Source organism: Blautia massiliensis (ex Liu et al. 2021) (assembly GCF_052064225.1).
GTDB classification, from domain to species: Bacteria; Bacillota; Clostridia; order Lachnospirales; family Lachnospiraceae; genus Blautia_A; species Blautia_A fusiformis.
This window is the reverse complement of the sequence record NZ_JBQHWA010000007.1, coordinates 96,045-118,178: the sequence shown is the minus strand read 5'-3', so window position 1 is coordinate 118,178 and position 22,134 is coordinate 96,045. Positions and strand designations below refer to the sequence as shown.

The following is a 22,134-nucleotide window of genomic DNA, read 5'->3' as shown; positions in this document are numbered from 1 at the left end:
CAAGATTGTAGGAAAAAGAGGACATAAAAATGAATATTTCACTATCTAACTGGTGGTCGTGGGGAATCTTATTGCTGTTGCTCATGATAGTGGCAGTCGTGGATTCCAGGAAAAGAATCCCGCGAAAAATATCCATATTTATACTGGTTCCGGTTTTGTCTGTGGTCATCATATTTATGATGTCCGAAAATAACAAAGAGGCTGAACAAAGTTTCCATACACTTGAGGAAGCAGTAACAGCCTATGATGATCGGTCAGATGTCGTGGCGACATTGCGAGGAAAAACTTCAGCATTGGTTATTATGGATGACGGAGATGTGATGGACTCACAGATTTTTGAAAAAACAGAAAGCGGCTGGAAACTTCCGGAAGATTCAGAGTTTCAGGACACAAAGCGTTTTACAGGAGACAGGATTATAGTCGACGTATCTACCGTAGCAGTTGATGGGGAATGGTATGTTGTGGTGTCACCATATCCGGGAATGAAATATCCCATAACGAATGTATACGATTCGGAAGGAACAGAATTTTCCGAAGCAAAAGGAAGCGAAAACGTTTACTATGGATATCTGAAAAAATACCCAGAGGACTACTGGGTTTCTGCAAGTGGACAGAAGATGGTTCCAATCGGGATTTTGAAGGATTGGGTCAGAGCTATGAAAAAAATTCTTCTGGATGGAAAATAATAAGTAGTCATTAAAATAATAGATACCATAAAACAAAAGATTATTGGATTTCTATAAATGGGGAGAAGATATCGATTGAGTGAAAAAACAAAACGTTTTTTTCTGATAACATTACTTCTGATACCAGCTTGCTACCAGATCATGCCGGAGATCAGAATGGCATTAGTGTTGGCGGCAATGGGAGAAGCTGTATTATCGGCAGATAGAATTTGGGCAAGAAATGAAAGGTTTCCTTTTGCAAATTTATATGATGACAGGAATCCTCTGTATGTACGAAAAATGATGAAGAAGAGGAAATGGCTTTCTGGGATAAATGGATATTTTGTAGTACAGATTTGGCTTTTGAGTTATGTTCTTCTGATGACAGCAGGGTTCATTTCTGATCATATAATACATAGAAGATATCAGGAAATCAGACTGGAATTTTTCTGGATTTACTGGGGAATAATAATGAGCCTTGGTGTAGTGGAGGCATATTATATCCACATTTATAAGAAAAGTTTCTGCTATCCGAGAAATAAAAAAGGTATCTGGATGCCATTCAGCTTTATCGGATATGAAATGCAGGGACTGGCAGGAAGGATACTGCCTGATCCAACAGAAGAAATGGAGAAAAATCAGCCTCTGGTGTTTGAAGAATGTCTTTTTAAAAGTGGATATGCTAAAAAAGCAAATTATATATTAAAAGAGAATGACCAAATCTGTTTTTATCAGAAAAGAAAAAATCAACAGGTAAACTTATGGGCGATCATTGATATAGCAGATATGGAGAAAATGCATATCCAGCTTCTGAATGATGCATTTGAGATTTTCTGGTGTAATGAGCTGACCAGAGAAGAAAAAAAGAAAGATGTACGTTTTACATTTGTAATCCAGACTGAGAGAATCAATGATGCTATAGGCAGGATTTTTTATGACGGGTCAGGAATACGAATGTATAAACATCGAAGTCGTATGGCTGTTTTGTATGAGAAAAAACATGACATCATAAAAATAAAATGTACGGACCGTAAGTCCAGATATAAAAATATTTACAGAGAAATGAGAGAAGAACTGAAGCGGGTGATCGGAAGACGTGATATAGATCTGTAGACTGTATGCAAAGGGAATGTGAAAAAATATGCTGATCAAAGTGATAAAACCAGTTGTATATCTGGTAATTATTATTAATCTGGTGATCGCTATTTCTTATAAAAGAAAATCAAAAAAGACACCAGTTAAGGTTGTTGCGTCAATTGTTATATTAGGAATCGGACTCTTTGTTTGCGATACAGTGTATACTCACCGAAGTTTCAGTTCTGTGGAGAAAGCCGTGGAAGCATATGGTGATAATGCTGAGATCATCCGTATTCTGCAGGGAGAAAATTCTACATATGTTATCATGGATAACGAAGGAACAGTAGAGGGGAAGATTTTTCCGGAAAGTTCTGGGAAATGGAAATTGCCGGATTCTATATTTTATGGTACAGGCAGAGAGTATCAAGATGTAAAGATAAATATCGATATGTCAACGATAGAAATCAATGGGGAATGGTATGTACTGGTAACACCGAATGATGATAATTACGTAGTAGCCGATGTGAAGGATTCTGTGGGAACAAAATTTCTGGAAGCAGAAAATAACAAAAATGAAAAGATATGTTATGGATACATGGAACACAAACCGAAAGACTATTGGATTTCTGTAAATGGAGAGAAGATATCACTTGATTAAAAGAATATGTATTGGAAAAGAAAGAGGTAATTATACAGAAAAATGATCGACGTGTTGAGCAAATCAATTTATTTGTGTGTATATGTCCTGATGTTTACTGGATTACTGAAATCTTTTTATTTCTATTTGGCGCCGGTCGGTGTAATGGAAATTTTGGCGGTTCTGGTAAGCCTGATGATCTCAAATATTCTATTTATTCCTACAGTTATTATACTGTCAAGATGGAAAACCCCTTATAATGTGCCGGATAGTTATAACTGTCAGAATCCATTTTATGTACACGGTATGTTAAATGACAAAAAGGAATCGAAATATGCTCTTCCTATCAGGAAAAACGGAGAGTTAAAAAGTTTTTTGTTTTTGCGAAAAATAATGATTCTGTGGCTGGGAGTGTATTTTACATATCTGGGGATGCAGTATTTAAATCCAGATATAAATAGTACAGTGATAGAAATCCTTCTGAATATCTCGCTGGCTTTTATGATCATGGCAAGATCATGCATGTGGATATTTTATGTGAAATTTTATAAAAAGAATTATAAATATCCAACAGATAAAGAAGGAAATTGGGCGCCATTCAGTTTTCTGTGCCAGAATATCAATATGTATTATGAAAATCCGGTGTGTTACAGGGATTTACAGACACATTCTGATGTAATGGAAAAAGGTTTTGGAATTTATCAGTATATAAATACGTATAAAGCTCCTCGAAATGGAAAAACTTTTTTCTACAGATATGACAAAACAGATGAGATACATATTCTGGCATATGTAAAAACAGATTTGTTTCAGGAAGCGGATATCGGAAAATTAAATAAAGCTTTTGTAGAATTTTGGAAACAATATATTACAACGAAAGAGGAAAAAAAGGAAATATATTTTTCCTTTGTGCTGGAAGTAGAAGATGATAATCGTATTCTGAAGAGCATTGTACGGAATAATTCAGGGATAATGATGTATAAAAGACGATACCGTCTTGGAGCGGTATATAACCGTTATTATAATCGCTTGGAAATCCTTCCGTTATATAGATATTCGAGATATAAAAAACAATATGAGAAAATGAAAAAAGATCTGTTGGATTGTCTGGGAATATCGGATGTTGTACAGGCTTGACGACTAGGGGGGATCATAATAAACCGAAAAAGAAAAAATAATATACCTGGAAAAATTTTATTATTTTGTATTTTATTCTTGTCATATCGTTGGATTTTTGAAGATGATAGATTCACATTTGGAGTAGCCGTTTGGGGATATATGGCATTGACTGGATGGGTATTCAGATGTGGCGAAACACCGGATCAGGATATTTCTTCGGAAAGTGTAGATGAAAATCCTCTATATGTTTATGGGATGATGAGAAAAAATCGAAAATGGCTTTCCGGAATCAGAGGGTGTTTTCTGTTTCAAATGTTGCTTTTGACAGATGTTTTTTTTGCAGCAGTATATTCCTGTTGGAAATGTTGGACGAATAGCAGTGGGAATGATGCGATTGAAAAAGCGTTATTACCACTGTATATTTTAATGACAGCGGGGTATGTTCAATTTTTGAAGCATAGTGCTAGGATTCATGCAAGAAGCTACAGGTATATAGAGAATAAAAAAGAAATCTGGATGCCATTCAGTTTTATTTGTTACAAATATGAGAAGTTAATAGATATCAAAATAACTTTTCCAGAAGAGGTCGAAGAACGAAACGTTGTATTTGAAAAAGGGCTTTTACATAACCAGTACCAAAAAAAGTCAGAATATGAACTGGACGAAAAAGGAAAAGTAAGTTTTTTCAAGAAAAATAGAAATAATCAGGTGAATATCTGGGCGCTTATAGATATTACAGATATGGATAGAAATGATGTTTTGTTGTTAAATGATAAATTTGCAGAGTTCTGGATCAATGAGATGAGCAGAGAAGAAAAAAAGAAGGATATTCGTTTTACATTTGTAATCCAGGTAGATGAAATGAATGATTATCTGCAGGAAATTTTTTATGAAAGCCAGGGAATCTTTATGGATAAGCACAGAAGCCGGCTGCCTGTATTATATATACGCAAACACGATATCCTGAAAGTAAAATGGGCTGATAATGATTCAAAATATATAAGTATCAATAAGGAAATGAGAAAAGAGTTAAAGAAAATATATGATGATTCGGAGATAGAATCCATTAATAGCTGAAGAAAGGAATCATATGGCGAATCTGATATCCTTAGAAGTCCATTACCTTTAGGTGATGGGTAGTTCACTCGGTCACAACCGAGTCAGCCATGACCGAATAAAAAATATGTACATATCTACTTCTCAAACCTGCAAAGCGCCTTCTGTTGTGCTCCATAAATGGAGTGATTTCCGTTGATCAGATAAGCGAGGATGCATACCAGGATGAGGGGAAGGGTATTTCGGTTGCCGAAGACTTCCAGGCCGATGAGGATCGGGGCGATGAGGGTGTTGGTGGCGCTGCCGAATACTGCGGCGTAGCCAAGTGCCCCGCAGATAATGGGAGGGATCCCGAGGATGGAACCTAGGACGACTCCAAGGGAAGCGCCGATGGAGAACAGTGGTGTCACTTCGCCGCCCTGAAAACCGATGGCAAGTGTAAATACAGTAAACAGAAGCTTCAGAATCCAGTCATATCCGTAGATCGTTTCTCCGGCAAAGGAAGCGGAGATGAGATTGGTTCCAAGACCTGTGTAGCGTCCGCCGTGGATCACAAACAGCAGAGCTGCCAGTGGAATGGCCATGACACCGATGCGGATCAGCGGATTTGAGATTTTTTCCCCGAATAATTTCTTTGCTTTCTGAAGAAGTACGGAAAAGCATCGTCCTGCTAGACCAAAGGCAAGTCCGAGAGCAATGAGAGAGATCATGCTTCGGAGATCGGTCACAGTCCAGGTGTCTTGGATATCCACAGCAAATTTTTCCAGTCCCAGGAAATGAGAGGTGAAGGAGGCTGTATATGCGGCGATAAGTGCCGGCAGCAGCGCATCGTACTCAAGATATCCGGCAACGATCACCTCCATGGCAAAAAATACAGCGGCTAATGGCGTCTGGAACAGACCGCCAAAACCGGCAGCCATACCGGTGATCAGCATGACAGGCTTATTTTCCCGGATATGCAGCCTGCGTCCGGCCTCGTGGGAGAGTGTAGCACCGATCTGCACGGCAACACCTTCACGGCCGGCACTTCCTCCGAAGAGATGAGTGATCCAGGTGCCGAGTATTACCAGAGGGACAAGGGCCAGAGGAATCTGGTCTCTTTTTTTCTGCCCGGTTTCGAAGACCAGGGACATGCCCTTTAAGCTTAAGGTGCTGAAATGATGATACATCCACACAATAAGAAGTCCGGCCAGAGGCAGGAAGGGCAGCAGGCAGCGCCAGTGTGCGGTGCGAAAAGCAGAGATCGCCAGCAGGCCCCGGCCGAAGATAGTATCTACGATCCCGACGCAGATTCCCACGACCACTGCAAGGGCAGCATATTTCAGCTGCAGGATCCGATGTTCTTTTTGGATAGTTTCTTTTGTCATAGTAACTCCTTTCAATCTCCCCGTTTTGAAAAATCCATCAAAAAAAGCTGGTAACCCCGTGCATTGCACAGAAGTCATCAGCTCATTGGCGGTTTCGATAAAGATCGGGGGAGAACTTCATTCCCTTTCTGCCTGAGAGTATAGCATCCGAGGCTGATATCGTCAATAGTCAGACGGAAATCCGGAGTATCTTATTTGTTACAGGTGTGCTATGATTAAACAAATCGGCAGGTTACGGGTGAAGCAGTAAAGCGTAATGTGCTGCGACTAAGACCTGCACATATGAGAATGTAAAAATAACGGAGGAGACATCATGGAAGAACCAAGAATTGACAAAACAGTCTATACAGGAAGACCGGAGAACACCGAGGGCCGTCTGGAGAAGGAAATCGCAGTGTACGATTTTCTGGATAGTCTTGGGATTGAATATAAAAGAGCAGATCATGAAGCACTGATGACCATGGAGGCCTGCGAGGCAGTGGATCAGCTTCTGGGAGCGCAGATATGCAAAAATCTTTTTCTCTGCAACCGACAGAAAACGGATTTCTATCTGCTGCTGATGCCGGGAGAGAAGCCGTTTAAAACAAAATTTCTGTCCAAACAGATCGGAACAGCCAGACTTTCCTTTGCAGACGGAGAGCAGATGGAGGAATATCTGAACATTACCCCGGGGTCCTTAAGTCTGATGGGACTGATCTTTGATAAAGAAAAGAAGGTACACCTGGTGATTGATAAAGAAGTCCTGGATGAAGAAAATTTCGGATGCCATCCGTGTATCAATACTTCCACTCTGTTGATGAAGACCAGTGATGTAAAAGAAAAAATCCTGCCGGCGCTGGGCCACGAATATCAGGTGGTCGAGCTTCCGACAGAATAGAAAATCAACGTATGGGTGTAAAGTCCTTTTTGTTGGACTCTGCTATGATGTAATGGGGGCGCTGCTTGACCTCCATATAGGTTTTAGCTATGTATTGTCCCATGATACCCAGGCAGAAAAGCTGCAGGCCGCCGATGAAGATGATGACACAGATGGTGGAAGCCCAGCCTGGGACCGGATCATCGAAGATCAGCTTTCGGACTATGATGGCTACCAGGACCAGAAAGGAAAAACCGGTCATGGTCGTTCCGAACCAGGAGGCGATGGTCAGCGGTACCTGAGAGAAATTGATGATGCCGCTGACGGCGTATTTAAACAGCTTCCAGAAGTTCCATTTGGTCTCACCGGCTACGCGTTCGATATTTTTGTAGGGGAGCCAGCAGGTGCGGAAACCGATCCAGCCGAAGATTCCCTTGGAGAAGCGGTTGTACTCATTCATGGAGACGATGGCATCCACCATACTGCGCTTCATCAGACGGAAGTCTCTGGCGCCGTCCACAATATCTGCATCCGAGATCTTATTGATCAGCTGATAAAATTTCCGGGCAAAAAAGCTCCGGATAGGTGGCTCTCCGTCACGACTGACACGTCTGGTGGCAACGCTGTCATATTCTCCGGATTCCAGCTTCTCCAGCATTTCCGGGAGAAGGGACGGCGGATCCTGAAGATCAGCGTCCATCACTGCTACATAATCGCCGCCGGCATTGCAGAAGCCTGCATACATGGCAGCTTCCTTTCCGAAGTTTCTGGAAAAAGAAAGATAGATCACATGAGGATCCTTTTCGGAAAGCTCTTTTAAAATCTCAAGGGTTCTGTCTCTGGAACCGTCATTCACAAAGATCAGCTCATAATCACAGTTCATTTGCCTGAGGACAGAAGTGGCTTCCGGGTAAAAAAGCGGAAGGGATTCTTCCTCATTGAAGCATGGTATAATTAAAGAAATCATTTTTTGCCTCGTTTTCCAGATCATAAAAAATGATCATTTTGGCGGTTATCTGTAGTCCGCCCTGGTTTCAGGTTGCTTTTGGATGGGTACTATCATATCATATTTGTCCGGAATCGGCTATAAAACAGGGGATTTTTTTCTTGCACCGCTGTTTTTTTGTGATAAACTGTAAAAAAAGATAAACAAGAGGTGTGATATGCTGGAAAAATTTAACAGCTTTATAGAGAAATGGATGGCTTTTGTGACGCCGGCCTGTCTGCTTACGGGGGTACTGTTTCCGGATATTGCAAAGCATGGCGTGCCCTATGTGACGTATGCTTTTGCATTTATGACCTTTATCGGTGCGCTGAAATCCAGGTTCCGTGATGTAGCAGATGTGTTTAAGCGGCCGCTTCCGCTGATCCTGATGCTGCTGATCCTTCATGTGCTGGGACCGGTGGCCGCCTGCGGTCTGGGACATCTTCTGTTCCCGGGCAATATGAATTATATCACAGGAATGGTGCTGGAATTTTCCGTACCTGCAGCGGTGATCAGTCTGATGTGGGTGTCCATTTATAATGGAAACAGTCCGCTGTCACTTTCGCTGGTTGTGATCGATACGATCCTGGCTCCCTTTCTGATCCCGGCAGTATTGAAGCTCCTGGTGGGCTCCAGCGTAAAAATGGATACTGTGGGAATGATGAAGGAGCTGGTTTTCATGATCGCTCTGCCGGCAGTCCTTGCCATGTGCCTTAATGAAGTCAGCCATGGAAAGGTTATGGAGTCCTGGCCGAAAAAGCTGGCACCTTTTTCAAAAATGTGCCTGATCTTTGTGGTAACCTCCAACTCCTCCAAGGTTTCTCCTTATATGAAGCATCTTAACGGAGAACGGCTGGAGGTAGCAGCAGCGATCCTGGTCCTGGCAGCAGGGGGATATGCCATTGGCTGGATCATTGCCATTCTTACAAGGCAGAATAAAGAGGCAACGGTTTCCATGATCTATGGTTCCGGAATGCGGAACATCAGCGCCGGTGCGGTGATCGCGGGAGCGTATTTTCCGGCGGAAACATTATTTCCGGTTATGATCGGAACGTTATTTCAGCAGATCCTGGCGGCTTTTTACGGAAGTATGATGCGCCGGGTCCAGACCGGACAGCAGGAAAGGGAGAAGGAGCATGGAGTTTCAGCATGAATTGATCATTCCCAATGAAGGATTTCCTTTTAAGCTTTTTCTTTTTGAAGGAAGAAACGGAAATTATGTAAGGGAAAAACACTGGCATACTTCGATCGAGATCTTTGCGGTGATGGAGGGGAGCCTTTATTTTTATATCGATGAGAAAGAGTATCCTCTGAAGGCAGGGGAGTTTCTGATCATTAATTCCAATGAAGTACATTCTATTCAGGCGCCAGTACGTAATGAGACCATCGTACTGCAGATCCCGCTGAAGCAGTTTTCGGATTATTTTACCGCTCAGAGGTTCATCCGTTTTCGGAGCAGAAACGAAGAGTCTGAGGAAACAGACAGGCGGATGGTTTCTCTGATCCGGGAGATGTACCGGGTGTATGTATCCGGGGAAACGGGGTACGAATTCCGTATCAGGGCAGTGTTCTATGAAATCCTTTATCTTATGGTTTCCGCATACAGGGAAACAGAGGTGGAGGAGAATGCGCTGAAGATCAGCCGCAGATTGGATGCTTTGTCGAAAATAACCACTTATATGCGGGAGCATTACAAGGAGGATCTCAGACTTTCCGGACTTGCAGCCATGTTCGGATATTCCGATGCATATCTGTCAAGGATGTTCCGGAAATATGCGAAGGTCAATTTTAAGACATATTTACAGGATATCCGCATGGCATATGCCTATAAGGAGCTTTTGCATACAGATCATACCATCAGCTCCATCGCACTTGACAACGGGTTTGCAAGCAGCAGGGCTTTTTCCAGGGAATTTGTAAAGCGTTACGGGATCCTGCCGGGAAGAGTGGAGCGTCAGAATCATAAAAATGTCAAAAAAGTGCTATGAATGAGTCAAGAAAAGCGGCGAAAAGCATACCATGATGTGGTATGCTTTTTTCAGTTCAAAACGAAGATGCAGAGAAGCTGTGAAACAGTAATTTTGTAAGGAGGGTTAAATCGTGAAAATTCAGAAAGTAACAGATCCGGCTTTCCGCAGATACGGAAAGGTTCTGGAGGGATACAATTTCGGTCCGCTTCTGAAGGAGATGAAGCATACACCGGTTCCGGAGGATGTGGTATATGTTCCGTCAGCAGAGGAGCTGGAAGCTCTCGATGTGGAAAAAGAGCTGAAAAACAGAGCGTTTGGTGGATTACCTGTCCAGATCGGATATTGCAATGGTCACAATAAAAAGCTGAATGCCCTGGAATATCATCGGAATTCCGAGATCAATGTAGCAGTGACAGATCTTGTACTGCTTATCGGACATCAGCAGGATATAGAAGAGGATCTTACATACGATACCTCAAAGGTGGAGGCATTTCTGGTACCGGCAGGAACCGGGATCGAGGTTTATGCCACAACGCTCCACTATGCACCGTGTCATGTGAATGAGAGTGGATTTCAGTGTGTAGTTGTTCTTCCGAGAGGAACCAACACAGAGATTGATTTTCCGATGTCAGAGGACGGAGAGGACGGTCTGATGACAGCCAGAAATAAATGGCTTATCGCTCATGAGGATGCGAAGATCGAAGGCGCATTCAACGGATTGAAGGGTGAAAATATCACACTTGACTGATTTTGGGTGAAGTGAATAGTTACAAACGAACAATAATATCACCGGTGGAAAATCTGCCGGATATAAAAAGGAGAATGAAGATTATGAACAACATGCCAGAAGTTAAGATCGGAATCGTTGCAGTCAGCAGAGATTGTTTTCCGGAAAGCCTTTCCGTAAACAGGAGAAAAGCTCTTGTAGACGCTTACACAAAGAAATACGATGCAAAGGATATCTACGAATGTCCGGTCTGTATCGTAGAGAGTGAGATCCATATGGTCCAGGCTCTGGAGGATATCAAAAAAGCAGGCTGTAACGCACTCTGTGTATATCTTGGAAACTTCGGACCGGAGATTTCTGAGACCCTTCTTGCAAAGCATTTCGAGGGACCGAAGATGTTTATCGCAGCAGCTGAGGAAACACAGGATAATCTCTGCCAGGGACGTGGAGATGCTTACTGCGGTATGCTGAATGCAAGCTATAATCTGCAGCTTCGTAATGTAAAAGCCTATATTCCGGAGTATCCGGTAGGTGATGCAGAGGACTGCGCGGATATGATCCATGAATTCCTTCCTATCGCAAGAGCGATCGAGGGATTGAGCAACCTGAAGATCATCAGCTTCGGACCGCGTCCTACAAACTTCCTTGCCTGCAATGCACCGATCAAACAGCTTTACAACCTTGGCGTTGAGATCGAGGAGAACTCAGAGCTGGACCTTTTCGAGGCATTCAACAAGCATGAAGGCGATGAAAGAATCCCGGCGCTCGTAAAAGAGATGGAAGAAGAGCTTGGTGCGGGAAACAAGAAACCTGAGATCCTTCCGAAGCTTGCACAGTACGAGCTGACTCTGAAGGACTGGGTAAGAGATCACAAAGGATATCGTAAATATGTAACACTGACAGGAAAATGCTGGCCTGCATTCCAGACACAGTTTGGATTTGTTCCATGTTATGTAAACAGTCGTCTGACAGCACAGGGCATTCCGGTATCCTGTGAGGTTGATATCTATGGTACATTAAGTGAGTTTATCGGACAGGTAGTAAGTGATGATATCGTTACACTTCTTGATATCAATAACTCCGTTCCGAAGGATATGTACAAAGAATCTATCGAAGGAAAATTCAACTATAAGCTTCAGGATACCTTTATGGGATTCCATTGTGGAAACACAGCATCCAGCAAGCTGTCCTTCTGTGAGATGAAATATCAGATGATCATGGCAAGATCCCTTCCGATCGAGGTTACAAACGGAACTCTTGAGGGAGATATCAAGCCTGGAGATATCACCTTCTATCGTCTGCAGAGTACAGCGGACAACAAGCTTCGTGCATATATCGCACACGGCGAGGTTCTTCCGGTTGCAACACGTTCCTTCGGTGCTGTCGGTGTATTTGCAATTCCGGAGATGGGACGTTTCTACCGTCACGTGCTGATCGAGGGAGGATTCCCGCATCACGGTGCTGTAGCATTCGGACATCACGGAAAAGCTCTCTTCGAGGTGTTCAAATACATTGGTGTACCGGTTGAAGAGATCGGTTACAATCAGCCGGCAGGCGTGAGATATCCGACAGAGAATCCTTGGAGATAATTAAAACAGGCGGGTAAGATCATCCGTACGTGTGGTCTGATACAAGCAAGTCCCCACTCGCTGCTTATTGCTTTTCGTAACCCCGCAGGGGACGTTCTTGATTTGGTTAAATACGATTCAGAAACCGCGGGCTCTCAGGCGTGCAGGCGCTGCGAACTGAGGGCCGCGGTTTCTGTATTTACAGGAGGAAAAATTACTATGTATTATATTGGCGTTGATCTTGGAACTTCCGCTGTAAAGCTTCTTCTTATGGAAGGATCCGGAAAGATCTGCAACATCGTATCAAAAGAATATCCGCTGTTCTTCCCCCATCCGGGCTGGTCTGAGCAGAATCCGGAGGACTGGTTCGCCCAGAGCATGGAAGGGATCAAAGAGCTTACAGAAGGGATTGACCGCAAAGAAGTAGCAGGAATCGGTTTTGGCGGTCAGATGCATGGTCTTGTAACTCTGGATAAAGATGACAATGTGATCCGTCCGGCGATTCTCTGGAATGACGGCCGTACCGGTGAGGAGACGGAATATCTTAATACGGTTATCGGAAAGGAAAAACTTTCTCAGTATACCGCAAACATTGCATTTGCAGGCTTCACTGCACCAAAGATCCTCTGGATGCAGAAGCATGAGCCTGAGAATTTTAAAAAAGTGGTAAAGATCATGCTTCCGAAGGATTATCTTGCCTATCGCTTAAGCGGATCCTTCTGCACAGATGTATCCGATGCTTCCGGTATGCTTCTTCTGGATGTGAAGAACCGCTGCTGGTCAAAGGAAATGCTTGAGATCTGCCATATCACAGAGGAACAGCTTCCGAAGCTGTACGAGAGCTGGCAGGTAGTCGGAAACCTGAAAGCGGAAGTTGCAAAAGAGCTTGGCTTCTCAGAGGATGTGAAGGTTGTAGCAGGTGCAGGCGACAATGCTGCGGCAGCTGTGGGAACAGGAACGGTTGGCGATGGCCAGTGCAACATTTCCCTTGGAACATCCGGTACGATCTTTATTTCCAGCAAAGATTTCGGAGTGGATGAAAACAATGCACTTCATTCCTTTGACCACTCAGATGGAAGCTATCATCTGATGGGATGCATGTTAAGCGCTGCTTCCTGCAACAAATGGTGGTCAGAGGAGATCCTTAAGACAAAGGATTTTGCGGCAGAGCAGGCACCAATCCAAAAGCTTGGTGAGAATCAGGTATTCTTCCTTCCATATCTGATGGGAGAGAGATCTCCGCACAACGATCCGGATGCAAGAGGCGTATTTTTCGGAATGTCCATGGATACCACGAGAGCAGATATGACACAGGCAGTTCTGGAGGGAGTTGCTTTCGGACTTCGAGATTCCCTTGAGGTTGCAAGAAGCCTCGGGATCCATATTGAGCGCACCAAGATCTGCGGCGGCGGAGCCAAGAGCCCTCTCTGGAAAAAGATCATTGCAAATGTGATGAACCTGAAGGTGGATGTGCCGGAGAATGAGGAAGGTCCGTCCATGGGCGGTGCAATGCTGGCAGCAGTAGGCTGCGGTGAATACCCGGATGTGGAAACGATCTGTAATAAGCTGGTCAGGGTAGTAGATACGGTAGAACCGGAACCGGAGCTGGTTGCAAAATATGAAGAAAAATACCGGAAATTCCGCAAACTGTATCCGGTAATGAAAGAGCTGTTCAGATAACAGCCATTTTCACGGATAAATATTGTTCTGCTTCATAGGTATGGAGCACTGAACGGTTAAAGATCAGGAGCATGTCACAGCTCCTGATTTTTTCTGTACTGTCTTGGTGTACAGCCCTTGATTTTCGTAAAGACCTTTGTGTAATAATTAGAGTCCGAAAAACCGGACAGCAGTCCTGATTCCGTAATAGAACAGGAGGGATTTTCCAGATATTCCAGGCTGCGTTCAATGCGGTATTCCTGGATGTATCCGAAGAGAGTGATATTCATACATTTTTTGAAAAGCCGACTGCATTCGCTGGGACTTAAGTGGATCAGGTCTGCAACATCATTCAGGAGAATCTTTTCAGAGTAGTGTTCTGCGATATAGGACATGATCTGACGGATGCGGCGGTAGTTTTCTTCATCCTGACCGGATGGAAGAGTTGTCCGGGAGATCGTATTTTCATACAAGATCTTCCAGAAGTGCTGCAGTCTGGCGATGATCTCAAATTCATACATGGGTTCCCGACTGCAGTCCAGGCTGATGATGTCACGGATATCTTTTATGGCCTCGGAATGCCATTTGCAGGATAGATCAAGCGGTACGGCGGACAGGGAAAAGCTTCGGAGGATCGGTTCTGTATATTTCTGAAAAAGAAGGCTTCCCGAAAATCCGTAGATCAGTTTGGGGTCAAAGGTTATGGGGATATACTGACAGTCCTGATCCTGATACATATATCCGGCATGAAGGGCATTGGCATTGCCAAAGATTGCCTGTCCCTCTTTCAGGTGAAAGGTATTCTGATTGATCTTGTAGAGCATTTCGCCCTTTTCGATATAGGTAAGCTCGATCTCCGGATGCCAGTGCCACAGAAAGGAACCGGTCTCATAGCCGGAAAGCCGCTCGTAGCTTACCAGGAATGGGAAGGAGCTGTCTCCGTGTTTTTTCAGTTCTTTTCCGGCGGGATCTGTGATGATCTGCATGGTGTTACCTCCTTCCTTCTGTGCGCGGATCCTGAAGTGTATATCTGCTTTTCATAGTGGAATTTATTTTATCAGAAAAGGCAGAAAATGCAAAGGGATATTCCGGGATCACCACAAAATAATACGGTTTTTACACAAAATTGTTATGGACAGAAAAGACGGGACTGTTATAATAAAAGTACATGAAGCGTTACTATTCACTGGTGATATTCTGCGCATTGCGAAGCGTGTTGCTGAGAACGGAGTGAACAGTAACCATGAAGCGTGACAGAGCGGAAGATTTTTTCAGGTTCTTCCGGATCTGGGGTGTAAACTATATAACAGGAGGAAGAAAAAATGGGAACAATTAAAATTCCGGCAGCAGAAGTGCTGAAAAAAATCTATGGCGAGACAGAGGAGAGCAGCGCCCGTTATACCAATCTTGCTGTGAATTTCGAGAAGAAATATCATCATGACAAGGCAGAGTTTTTTACTGCTCCGGGCCGTACGGAGATCATTGGCAACCATGTTGATCATAACGGCGGTCAGATCATTGCGGCAAGTATCGATCTGGATACCATCGGTGCTGCTTATCCAAACGGAACCAATGTGATCCATATGATCAGTGAGGGTTACAAACAGGAAGTAGTTGTTGATCTTGACAAGCTCAGCACAGAAACCTATACAAAAGGTACAGATGCTCTTGTTGCAGGTATTATGGAGTATATGCAGAAAAAAGGCTATGCTACCGGTGGATTTGACGCTTATGTTTCCACCAAGGTTATTGCCGCTGCAGGTGTAAGCTCCTCTGCTTCCTTTGAGATGCTTGTATGTGCGATCGCCAATTATTTCTTTAATGAAGGTAAGCTGGAGTATGGCGAGTATGCGAGAGCAGGTCAGTATGCTGAGAATGTTTACTGGAAAAAGGCTTCCGGTCTGATGGACCAGATGGCCTGTGCTGCCGGCGGCCCGATCCTTCTGGATTTCTCTGATAAAGAGAATATCAGCTGTGAGAAGATCGCATTTTCCTTTGAGGATATGGGCTGCAGACTTGTGATCGTAAATACCGGTAAGGGCCATGCAGATCTCAGTGAGGAATATTCTTCTATTCCTATGGAGATGCGTGAGGCTGCGAAGGCTATGGGCGTAGAGCTTCTCTGTGAGTCCAGTATGGAGAATCTTCTGGCACATGTGAAGGATATTCCGAATGACCGTGCTGTTCTTCGTGCGATGCATTTTTATGAAGAGAACAGACGTGTTGCAGATGCTGTGAAGGCTGTTGAGAATAAAGACGGTGAGGGATTCCTGCGTCTTCTTGAAGAGTCCGGTAATTCTTCCTGGGAGTGGCTGCAGAACTGTTATTCTCTGCAGAATTGCAAGGAGCAGAAGATCACGTTGAGTCTGGCGCTTACCAAGCTGTTTCTGAATAAGATCGGTGCTGGTATCTGCAGAGTTCATGGTGGTGGTTTTGCAGGAGTTATCATGTGCGTGCTTCCGATCGAGAACGCAGATGCGTATGTGGACTATATGGCTCAGTATGTTGGAAGGGAAAATGTCTATCCGATGAATATCAGGAGTACAGGGGCTGTTCATGTTGAGTGATTTTTGATGGCATAACGAACGTCATGGAGGGCGATTCGTTTCCGAATGCGGCTTTGGCGGCATCCGGAAATGAACCGCCCTTTGCGCTGTACTATGATTTTTTATTTTTTAATCAAAATTTTATGATTTGTTTCTGATTTAAATTTATGGGTTATGGTATAATGAGAAAAATTTTAAGAGAGTAATAAAAAAGAATTTGCAGAAGTTTTCAAGGTGAGGTTTCTGGAGTTGTTTTGAGTTTTGTTTTTTTCATTATATTTCATAAGAAAGGTTTGACATATTTATGAGCAGAAGAGAGTTTCTTGAGGTTTTACGGGGGCAGCTGTCCGGACAGATGACCCAGGGGAGAGCTGCGGCTCATGTGCGGTATTATGAGGATTACATTCAGTCTCAGGTCCGGAACGGCCGAAGTGAATCAGATGTCCTGGCAGAACTGGGGGATCCCAGGCTGATCGCCAAGACTTTGATCGATACAGATGACAGTGCAGCTGTTTATGATGAGTCCGGTTATTCTGAAGAGAGCTACGGTGCAGATGATTATGCGGATAATGGGACGGAGAGCAGTGCCGGAAAGGCAAGAAGCTTTAAACTGGATCTGAGCACATGGTATGGGAAGGCGATCGTGATCGCCATTGCAGCGTTAATTGTGATACTTTTAACAACTGTTTTGGTGGCAGTTGCTCCATTTTTGATAATTTTTGGTATAGTTTTGTATTTAATATCCTGGTACAGGAAGAAAAAAGTATAATTGTTCCACAATAGCTGTGAAATAAAGACAATTTCCGTGTAATGAAATGGCTTGCTTGTGAAAAAAGTATTTATAAGATTTGCATAAAAAATACGTGTTTGGTCTTGATTTATAGTGGATTTTACTGTATAATTCATATCAACAAGTTAAGACTGTGTCTGTTTTGTATAAAAACAGATGATGCCATTGAGAAGAGAGAACGGCAGAAGATATGCATCGAAGGATGTGTTATTTTCTGCCGATTTTTTTATCTGTTTTTTATGGAAGGTGATCAGAATGGATTGCCTTATTGGGGTGCGATAAATTGTATAAAATAGATAAAAAAATAATTATTATCAAATGATAATTGTCTAAAACAAATAAATAAATATTGAAAAATAGGAAAATAACTGTTGATTATATGCAAGAAATGTGTTATCATTTGGTAAAAAGTTGGTAAAGATAACAAACACGCAAATACAAAGGAGGGTAGTGAGAGGGCATTTTTGACAGCAGAACGTAAATGAGAGTTTTGCTTAATGTATTGGGGTAATTGCTGGAAGATATAACGGAAATGTTTTTCAGCAGAATGTGTAATGAGCAACATGATCAGCACTGTCAGGGGGACAGAGATATCGTGATGATGCAGCTGATCGGTAGTACGTAAATTTATGAAAAGCAGGTGATATACAATGAAAAGTAAAAAATCTTTTTTCAGGACAGTGGAGCCTTATCTCTATCTGGTTCCTGTAATGATCCTTTTTATACTGTTTGTATTCTGGCCGTTCGTTAAGACGATCCGACTGAGTTTTGCCAGAACCACACCTCTTGGTCAGGTGGCACAGTATGTAGGGCTAGACAACTATACGAATATTTTTACAGATGGAACGTTCCTTAACAGTTTGGAGACAACACTGAAATTCTCTGTTATGCGAGTTATCCTTTCTATTGTGATCGGTTTTATACTGGCGATCATCAGTACAGAGAAGATCAGGGCAAAGGGATTTTTCCGTACTGTATATGCACTTCCGATGGCTATTTCCGCAGCAGCGGCATCTGTAGTGTTCATGTTTATTTTCCACAGCTCTCTGGGTATCCTGAACAAGGCTCTCGGAACTCATATCGGATGGCTGACAGATAAGAAATATGCACTGATCGCAGTTACGATCGTTAGTGTATGGATGGCGATCGGTATGAATTTCATTTACCTTACTGCAGCGATCCAGAGTGTACCGGCTGAGCTTTATGAGAGCGTTGCCCTGGATGGAGCGAATTTCTTCCAGAAGCACCGTCATGTAACGATTCCGTCAATCTCTCCGACACTGTTCTTCCTTCTCATCATCAATGTCATCAACTCCGTACAGGCATACGCAGAGTTCAAGATGATGACCCAGGGCGGACCGGCAGAGAGTACCAACGTTATCGTGTATGAGATTTACCAGGAGGCATTTATCAACAGCCGTTTCGGTGTGGCCTGTTCAGAATCCGTAATTCTGTTTGTTATTTTGATCATCCTGACTGCACTGCAGTTTAGACTGGAAAAGAAGGTGACCTACTGATGAAAGAAAAACCATATGTAAAAGTGGCGATGTATGCGCTGAATATTATTTTTGCAATTATTATTATTGTTCCTGTTATCTACTGTTTCAATGTTAGTATGATGGATCTGAAGGAGATCTACGGCGGAAAGTTCTGGCCGTCCCATCTGACTATCGAGAACTACACAAGAGCATTTCAGCTTGCACCGTTCTTTACCTTCATTAAGAACTCACTGATCGTATCCGGTGTTATCACATTTGCTCAGGTCGTTACAGGTGCTCTTGCAGCATATGCTTTTGCAATGATGGAGTTCAAAGGCAAAAAGGTTCTGTTCTATATTATGCTGGCAACCATGATGATCCCGAGCCAGGCGATCATCATCGCAAACTACCTGACTATTGCTGACTGGGGTATTCGTAATACATACGCAGCGCTGATCCTTCCTAATGCAGCAGCAGCTTTTGCGGTATTCAACATGCGCCAGGCATTCCTGACACTGCCGAAGGAGATCCATGAAGCGGCAGAGATTGACGGATGTACAAATTTCAAGTTCTTATATACCATCGGTGTTCCGCTTATTAAACCATCACTGGGTGCTCTGATCATCTATGTATTCCTTCAGAGCTGGAACTATTATCTGTGGCCACTGCTTGTAACTGACAGTGTAAATATGAGAACAGTTCAGATCGGTCTTGGTATGCTTCAGGGGGCTGAGGCAACAGACTTCCGACCGGTTATGGCTGGTGCTATGGTTATCCTGATTCCGTCGATCCTTGTATTTATCATTGGTCAGAAGCAGATGATCAGTGGTCTGACAGCAGGTGCTGTTAAGGGTTGATCCAATCACATAAGAGCAAGTAGCAAAAATGTTAATTTGTCCGACCTGTATTGGGGCGGGTCGGACCATTATAAAAGGAGGGTTTCTATATGAACAACAAAAAATGGATGGCGATTCTTTTAGGAGGAATCATGGCTGCATCTCTGGCAGCTCCGTGCTCAGTAAGTGCAGCTGAGAAAACAACACTTACATTCTGGCATGCAATGGGCGGCACAAACGGTGAGGTGCTTCAGCAGATCGTGGATGATTTCAACGCATCCCAGGATGAGATCGAGATTAAAGCTGAGTATCAGGGAACCTATGATGATACCATCACAAAACTGAAAGCTGCTATGCAGAGTGACTCCGGTCTTCCGGATGTCTGCCAGATGTATGACGTAGGAACAAAGTTCATGTATGACAGTGGTGCTGTCATTCCTGTAGAAGACAAATTTGAGAGCACAGGCTATGATAAGAGCTCTGTTATGGAGGTTATCAGCAGCTACTATACCGTAGACGGCAAGCAGTATGCAATGCCATTTAACGTATCCACACCTATGCTGTATTACAACAAAGACGTATTTGAGGCAGCAGGACTTGATCCTGAAACTCCGCCGACAACTTATGATGAGGTTCTTGAGGATGCCAAGAAGATCGTAGAGAGCGGAGCAGCTCCGGTTGGTTATTCACAGGCTATTTACGGATGGTTCTTTGAGCAGCAGCTTGCAGGACTTGGTGTAACATACGGAAACAATGACAATGGACGTAAAGAGGCAGTTACAGCTGTTGATTTTGATTCCAACGGCGGCGGCCTGAAAGTATTTGATATGTGGAAAAAGCTGTATGATTCCGGATATTTCGAAGATTACGGAACAACAACAGCAGATACTCAGACAGCATTCTTCTCCGGACAGGTTGGTATGATCATCGAGTCTACTGCTATCCTGAAAAATGCAGTTGATTCTTCTCCGTTCGAAGTTGGTACAGGATATCTTCCGAGAATCGAGCAGAATGATGAAGGCGGCGTTATCATCGGTGGTGGATCCCTGTGGCTTACAGATACAGGCAACGAAGCTAACGAAGATGCAGCATGGAAATTCATCGAGTACATCACAACTCCTGATGTACAGGCTAAATGGTCCATGGGTACAGGATACTTTGCGATCAACGAGAAAGCTTATGAGACAGAGGATATGAAGGCTTACCTCAAAGAAAACCCGAACTTCGAGACAGCTATCAACCAGCTGAAGGATTCTCCTGTAAACTGCAATACAGCAGGTGTTCTCTCCGGTGTACAGACAGAAGCCCGTCTTACATTCAACGAGATCATGCCGCAGGTATATGATGGCAAGCTTACAACTCAGGACGCTGTTGATCAGCTTGCAGCTTCTGTAAACAAAGCGATCGAGAACTATAACGAGTCTATTAAATAATCAGAATGCCCTCTGATCAGTAGATAGAGCAACAGATAGGGATACCGCCGCCGGGCGCCGGTATCCCTGCTGTTTTATATGCTGTGAGACTACAGATCATGTATATCCGGGGTATAGGATCATATGAAAAACTGTGTAGTGAGACGGACGGAGTGAGTCCGGCTGACTAGACAGCTTTCGAATGGAGGAGTGTGGCCTGCGGCGTTCATGCAGGGCAAAATGAAGTGATGCGCTATTGGCGTTATCACCGGCAGAAAATAATGTTACAACAGGAAAGGAGCAAATTTATGGGCGGAATTCTCGGAGCATGTAATGTAATATCGGATTATTTGCACACTTTAAATATGGGATCGACGCTGTTTCGGCTGATTCTTGCGATGTTTCTTGGATGTCTGATCGGTATTGATCGTGGAATGAAGAAGCGTGTGGCAGGTGTAAAAACACATATGATCGTCTGTATGGGGGCAACTCTGGTTATGATGACGGGCGATTTTATCCATGTATATTCTAATGGGGCAGGAATCGGAGATACTGCACGACTTGGCGCACAGGTTGTCAGCGGGATTGGTTTTCTTGGAGTGGGAACCATCATTGTGACCGGACAGAGACATGTATCCGGTCTTACGACAGCGGCCAGTCTTTGGACTTCTGCGTGTATCGGACTTGCTGTGGGAATCGGCTTTTACAGCGGTGCGATCTTGACCACGCTGGGGCTTATTCTGGTGTTCAAATATGCGAAATATATAGAGGTTTATGTGGAAGAGCATTCCAATACCTATGACGTATATATGGAGTTTGAAAATGAAGACAAGATGAGTATGGTCATAAAGAAGCTCCGGGAAGAGGACATCCTGATCTCCAACGTAGTTATCATCAAAAAGAGATCCAAAACACAGAGTGTGGTGATCCAGGCAACAATGGAGGCTGCCAAATGGAAAGCACGCCATACTGTATTTCGTGAGGTAAGACAGCAGGAAGGAGTTATTTCTGTGGAGGAAATATGATCGGGAATCGGGAATACAATGAAATTTATCATGTTTTTGAGAAAGTTAAGAGCATGTTAAAGAAAAAACGATGTATTTTACGAAAAATGTACTTGAAATATGAAGAATAGTCTGATACAATGGATGCAAAGTGAAGAAGGAATCTGATTCAGCTTGCTGAATACAGAGAATGCCATTGAGAACAGAGACCGGCATGAAGACACATGGATAAGTGTGTTTTTATGCCGGCTATTTTTATGCGCAAATGTTAATGTTTCAAAAGGATTACAAGGGTTACAAAGGGTTACGGCATAAAAATAATGGCATATTCACTTGAAAGATTGCTGTTCGTAAGCAGTACTCCTCGCAGAATATATACCTG

19 protein-coding genes and 1 riboswitch are annotated in these 22,134 nt (G+C 43.4%); of the genes, 16 read left to right on the top strand and 3 right to left on the bottom strand.

Annotated elements, in window-relative coordinates; all coding sequences use genetic code 11:
* Nucleotides 1-29: 29 nt before the first annotated feature.
* The 4 genes from ACTNDQ_RS04345 to ACTNDQ_RS04330 all read left to right on the top strand — a co-directional run bounded on the left by ACTNDQ_RS04345 (nucleotide 30) and on the right by ACTNDQ_RS04330 (nucleotide 4,575).
* On the top strand, nucleotides 30-686 hold the full coding sequence (locus ACTNDQ_RS04345; RefSeq protein ID WP_441063870.1) for a hypothetical protein: 657 nt from the start codon (nucleotides 30-32) through the stop codon (nucleotides 684-686).
* Between the two features lie 156 nt (nucleotides 687-842).
* Complete coding sequence (locus ACTNDQ_RS04340; RefSeq protein WP_173740727.1) at nucleotides 843-1,778, top strand: hypothetical protein; 936 nt, start codon at nucleotides 843-845, stop codon at nucleotides 1,776-1,778.
* A gap of 28 nt (nucleotides 1,779-1,806) precedes the next feature.
* Nucleotides 1,807-2,400 (top strand): hypothetical protein, encoded by a 594-nt coding sequence (locus ACTNDQ_RS04335; protein WP_279198938.1) that lies wholly within the window; start codon nucleotides 1,807-1,809, stop codon nucleotides 2,398-2,400.
* A 1,263-nt stretch (nucleotides 2,401-3,663) separates the two neighbouring features.
* Nucleotides 3,664-4,575, top strand: a complete 912-nt coding sequence (locus tag ACTNDQ_RS04330; protein WP_173740724.1) for a hypothetical protein — start codon at nucleotides 3,664-3,666, stop codon at nucleotides 4,573-4,575.
* 116 nt (nucleotides 4,576-4,691) lie between these two features.
* On the opposite strand, the gene ACTNDQ_RS04325 is transcribed toward ACTNDQ_RS04330, so the two are convergent.
* A complete protein-coding gene (locus ACTNDQ_RS04325) occupies nucleotides 4,692-5,921 on the bottom strand; it encodes a chloride channel protein (protein WP_441063867.1) in 1,230 nt (409 codons plus the stop codon).
* 61 nt (nucleotides 5,922-5,982) lie between these two features.
* Nucleotides 5,983-6,055: riboswitch (Fluoride riboswitch) on the bottom strand.
* Nucleotides 6,056-6,234: 179 nt separating this feature from the next.
* Between ACTNDQ_RS04325 and ACTNDQ_RS04320 the strand changes: the two genes are divergently transcribed.
* On the top strand, nucleotides 6,235-6,798 hold the full coding sequence (locus ACTNDQ_RS04320) for a prolyl-tRNA synthetase associated domain-containing protein (protein WP_237972242.1): 564 nt from the start codon (nucleotides 6,235-6,237) through the stop codon (nucleotides 6,796-6,798).
* A 4-nt stretch (nucleotides 6,799-6,802) separates the two neighbouring features.
* Here ACTNDQ_RS04320 and ACTNDQ_RS04315 read toward each other — a convergent pair whose 3' ends face one another.
* Entirely contained in the window at nucleotides 6,803-7,744 is a 942-nt protein-coding gene (locus tag ACTNDQ_RS04315) for a glycosyltransferase family 2 protein (RefSeq protein ID WP_279198933.1), read from the bottom strand.
* Between the two features lie 196 nt (nucleotides 7,745-7,940).
* Between ACTNDQ_RS04315 and ACTNDQ_RS04310 the strand changes: the two genes are divergently transcribed.
* From ACTNDQ_RS04310 to xylB, 5 genes are all read left to right on the top strand, one after another.
* Nucleotides 7,941-8,915 (top strand): bile acid:sodium symporter family protein, encoded by a 975-nt coding sequence (locus ACTNDQ_RS04310; RefSeq protein WP_441063864.1) that lies wholly within the window; start codon nucleotides 7,941-7,943, stop codon nucleotides 8,913-8,915.
* Nucleotides 8,899-9,750 (top strand): AraC family transcriptional regulator, encoded by an 852-nt coding sequence (locus ACTNDQ_RS04305; RefSeq protein WP_278795866.1) that lies wholly within the window; start codon nucleotides 8,899-8,901, stop codon nucleotides 9,748-9,750. The genes ACTNDQ_RS04310 and ACTNDQ_RS04305 overlap by 17 nt, the downstream gene beginning before the upstream one ends.
* Before the next feature lie 112 nt (nucleotides 9,751-9,862).
* Nucleotides 9,863-10,480, top strand: coding sequence for a DUF4867 family protein (locus ACTNDQ_RS04300; protein ID WP_110102824.1), 618 nt, complete (start codon nucleotides 9,863-9,865; stop codon nucleotides 10,478-10,480).
* An 83-nt stretch (nucleotides 10,481-10,563) separates the two neighbouring features.
* The gene (locus ACTNDQ_RS04295; RefSeq protein ID WP_278795867.1) at nucleotides 10,564-12,048 is read left to right on the top strand and encodes an L-fucose/L-arabinose isomerase family protein; all 1,485 of its coding nucleotides are present in this window, start codon (nucleotides 10,564-10,566) and stop codon (nucleotides 12,046-12,048) included.
* A 198-nt stretch (nucleotides 12,049-12,246) separates the two neighbouring features.
* Nucleotides 12,247-13,707: a xylulokinase gene (gene xylB / locus ACTNDQ_RS04290; protein ID WP_279198929.1), complete on the top strand. Its 1,461-nt coding sequence runs from the start codon at nucleotides 12,247-12,249 to the stop codon at nucleotides 13,705-13,707.
* Nucleotides 13,708-13,781: 74 nt separating this feature from the next.
* Here xylB and ACTNDQ_RS04285 read toward each other — a convergent pair whose 3' ends face one another.
* The gene (locus ACTNDQ_RS04285; protein WP_279198927.1) at nucleotides 13,782-14,672 is read right to left on the bottom strand and encodes an AraC family transcriptional regulator; all 891 of its coding nucleotides are present in this window, start codon (nucleotides 14,670-14,672) and stop codon (nucleotides 13,782-13,784) included.
* A gap of 345 nt (nucleotides 14,673-15,017) precedes the next feature.
* On the opposite strand from ACTNDQ_RS04285, the gene ACTNDQ_RS04280 reads away from it, so the two are divergent.
* From ACTNDQ_RS04280 to ACTNDQ_RS04255, 6 genes are all read left to right on the top strand, one after another.
* Complete coding sequence (locus ACTNDQ_RS04280; protein ID WP_441063878.1) at nucleotides 15,018-16,253, top strand: galactokinase; 1,236 nt, start codon at nucleotides 15,018-15,020, stop codon at nucleotides 16,251-16,253.
* Nucleotides 16,254-16,536: 283 nt separating this feature from the next.
* Complete coding sequence (locus ACTNDQ_RS04275) at nucleotides 16,537-17,001, top strand: DUF1700 domain-containing protein (protein ID WP_022426942.1); 465 nt, start codon at nucleotides 16,537-16,539, stop codon at nucleotides 16,999-17,001.
* Between the two features lie 671 nt (nucleotides 17,002-17,672).
* Nucleotides 17,673-18,539, top strand: coding sequence for a carbohydrate ABC transporter permease (locus tag ACTNDQ_RS04270; protein ID WP_278795869.1), 867 nt, complete (start codon nucleotides 17,673-17,675; stop codon nucleotides 18,537-18,539).
* Nucleotides 18,539-19,357: a carbohydrate ABC transporter permease gene (locus tag ACTNDQ_RS04265; protein WP_021651865.1), complete on the top strand. Its 819-nt coding sequence runs from the start codon at nucleotides 18,539-18,541 to the stop codon at nucleotides 19,355-19,357. Before ACTNDQ_RS04270 ends, ACTNDQ_RS04265 begins: the two co-directional genes overlap by 1 nt.
* A gap of 89 nt (nucleotides 19,358-19,446) precedes the next feature.
* Nucleotides 19,447-20,769 (top strand): ABC transporter substrate-binding protein, encoded by a 1,323-nt coding sequence (locus ACTNDQ_RS04260; protein ID WP_015527452.1) that lies wholly within the window; start codon nucleotides 19,447-19,449, stop codon nucleotides 20,767-20,769.
* A 287-nt stretch (nucleotides 20,770-21,056) separates the two neighbouring features.
* On the top strand, nucleotides 21,057-21,773 hold the full coding sequence (locus ACTNDQ_RS04255) for an MgtC/SapB family protein (RefSeq protein WP_441063859.1): 717 nt from the start codon (nucleotides 21,057-21,059) through the stop codon (nucleotides 21,771-21,773).
* Nucleotides 21,774-22,134: the final 361 nt, after the last annotated feature.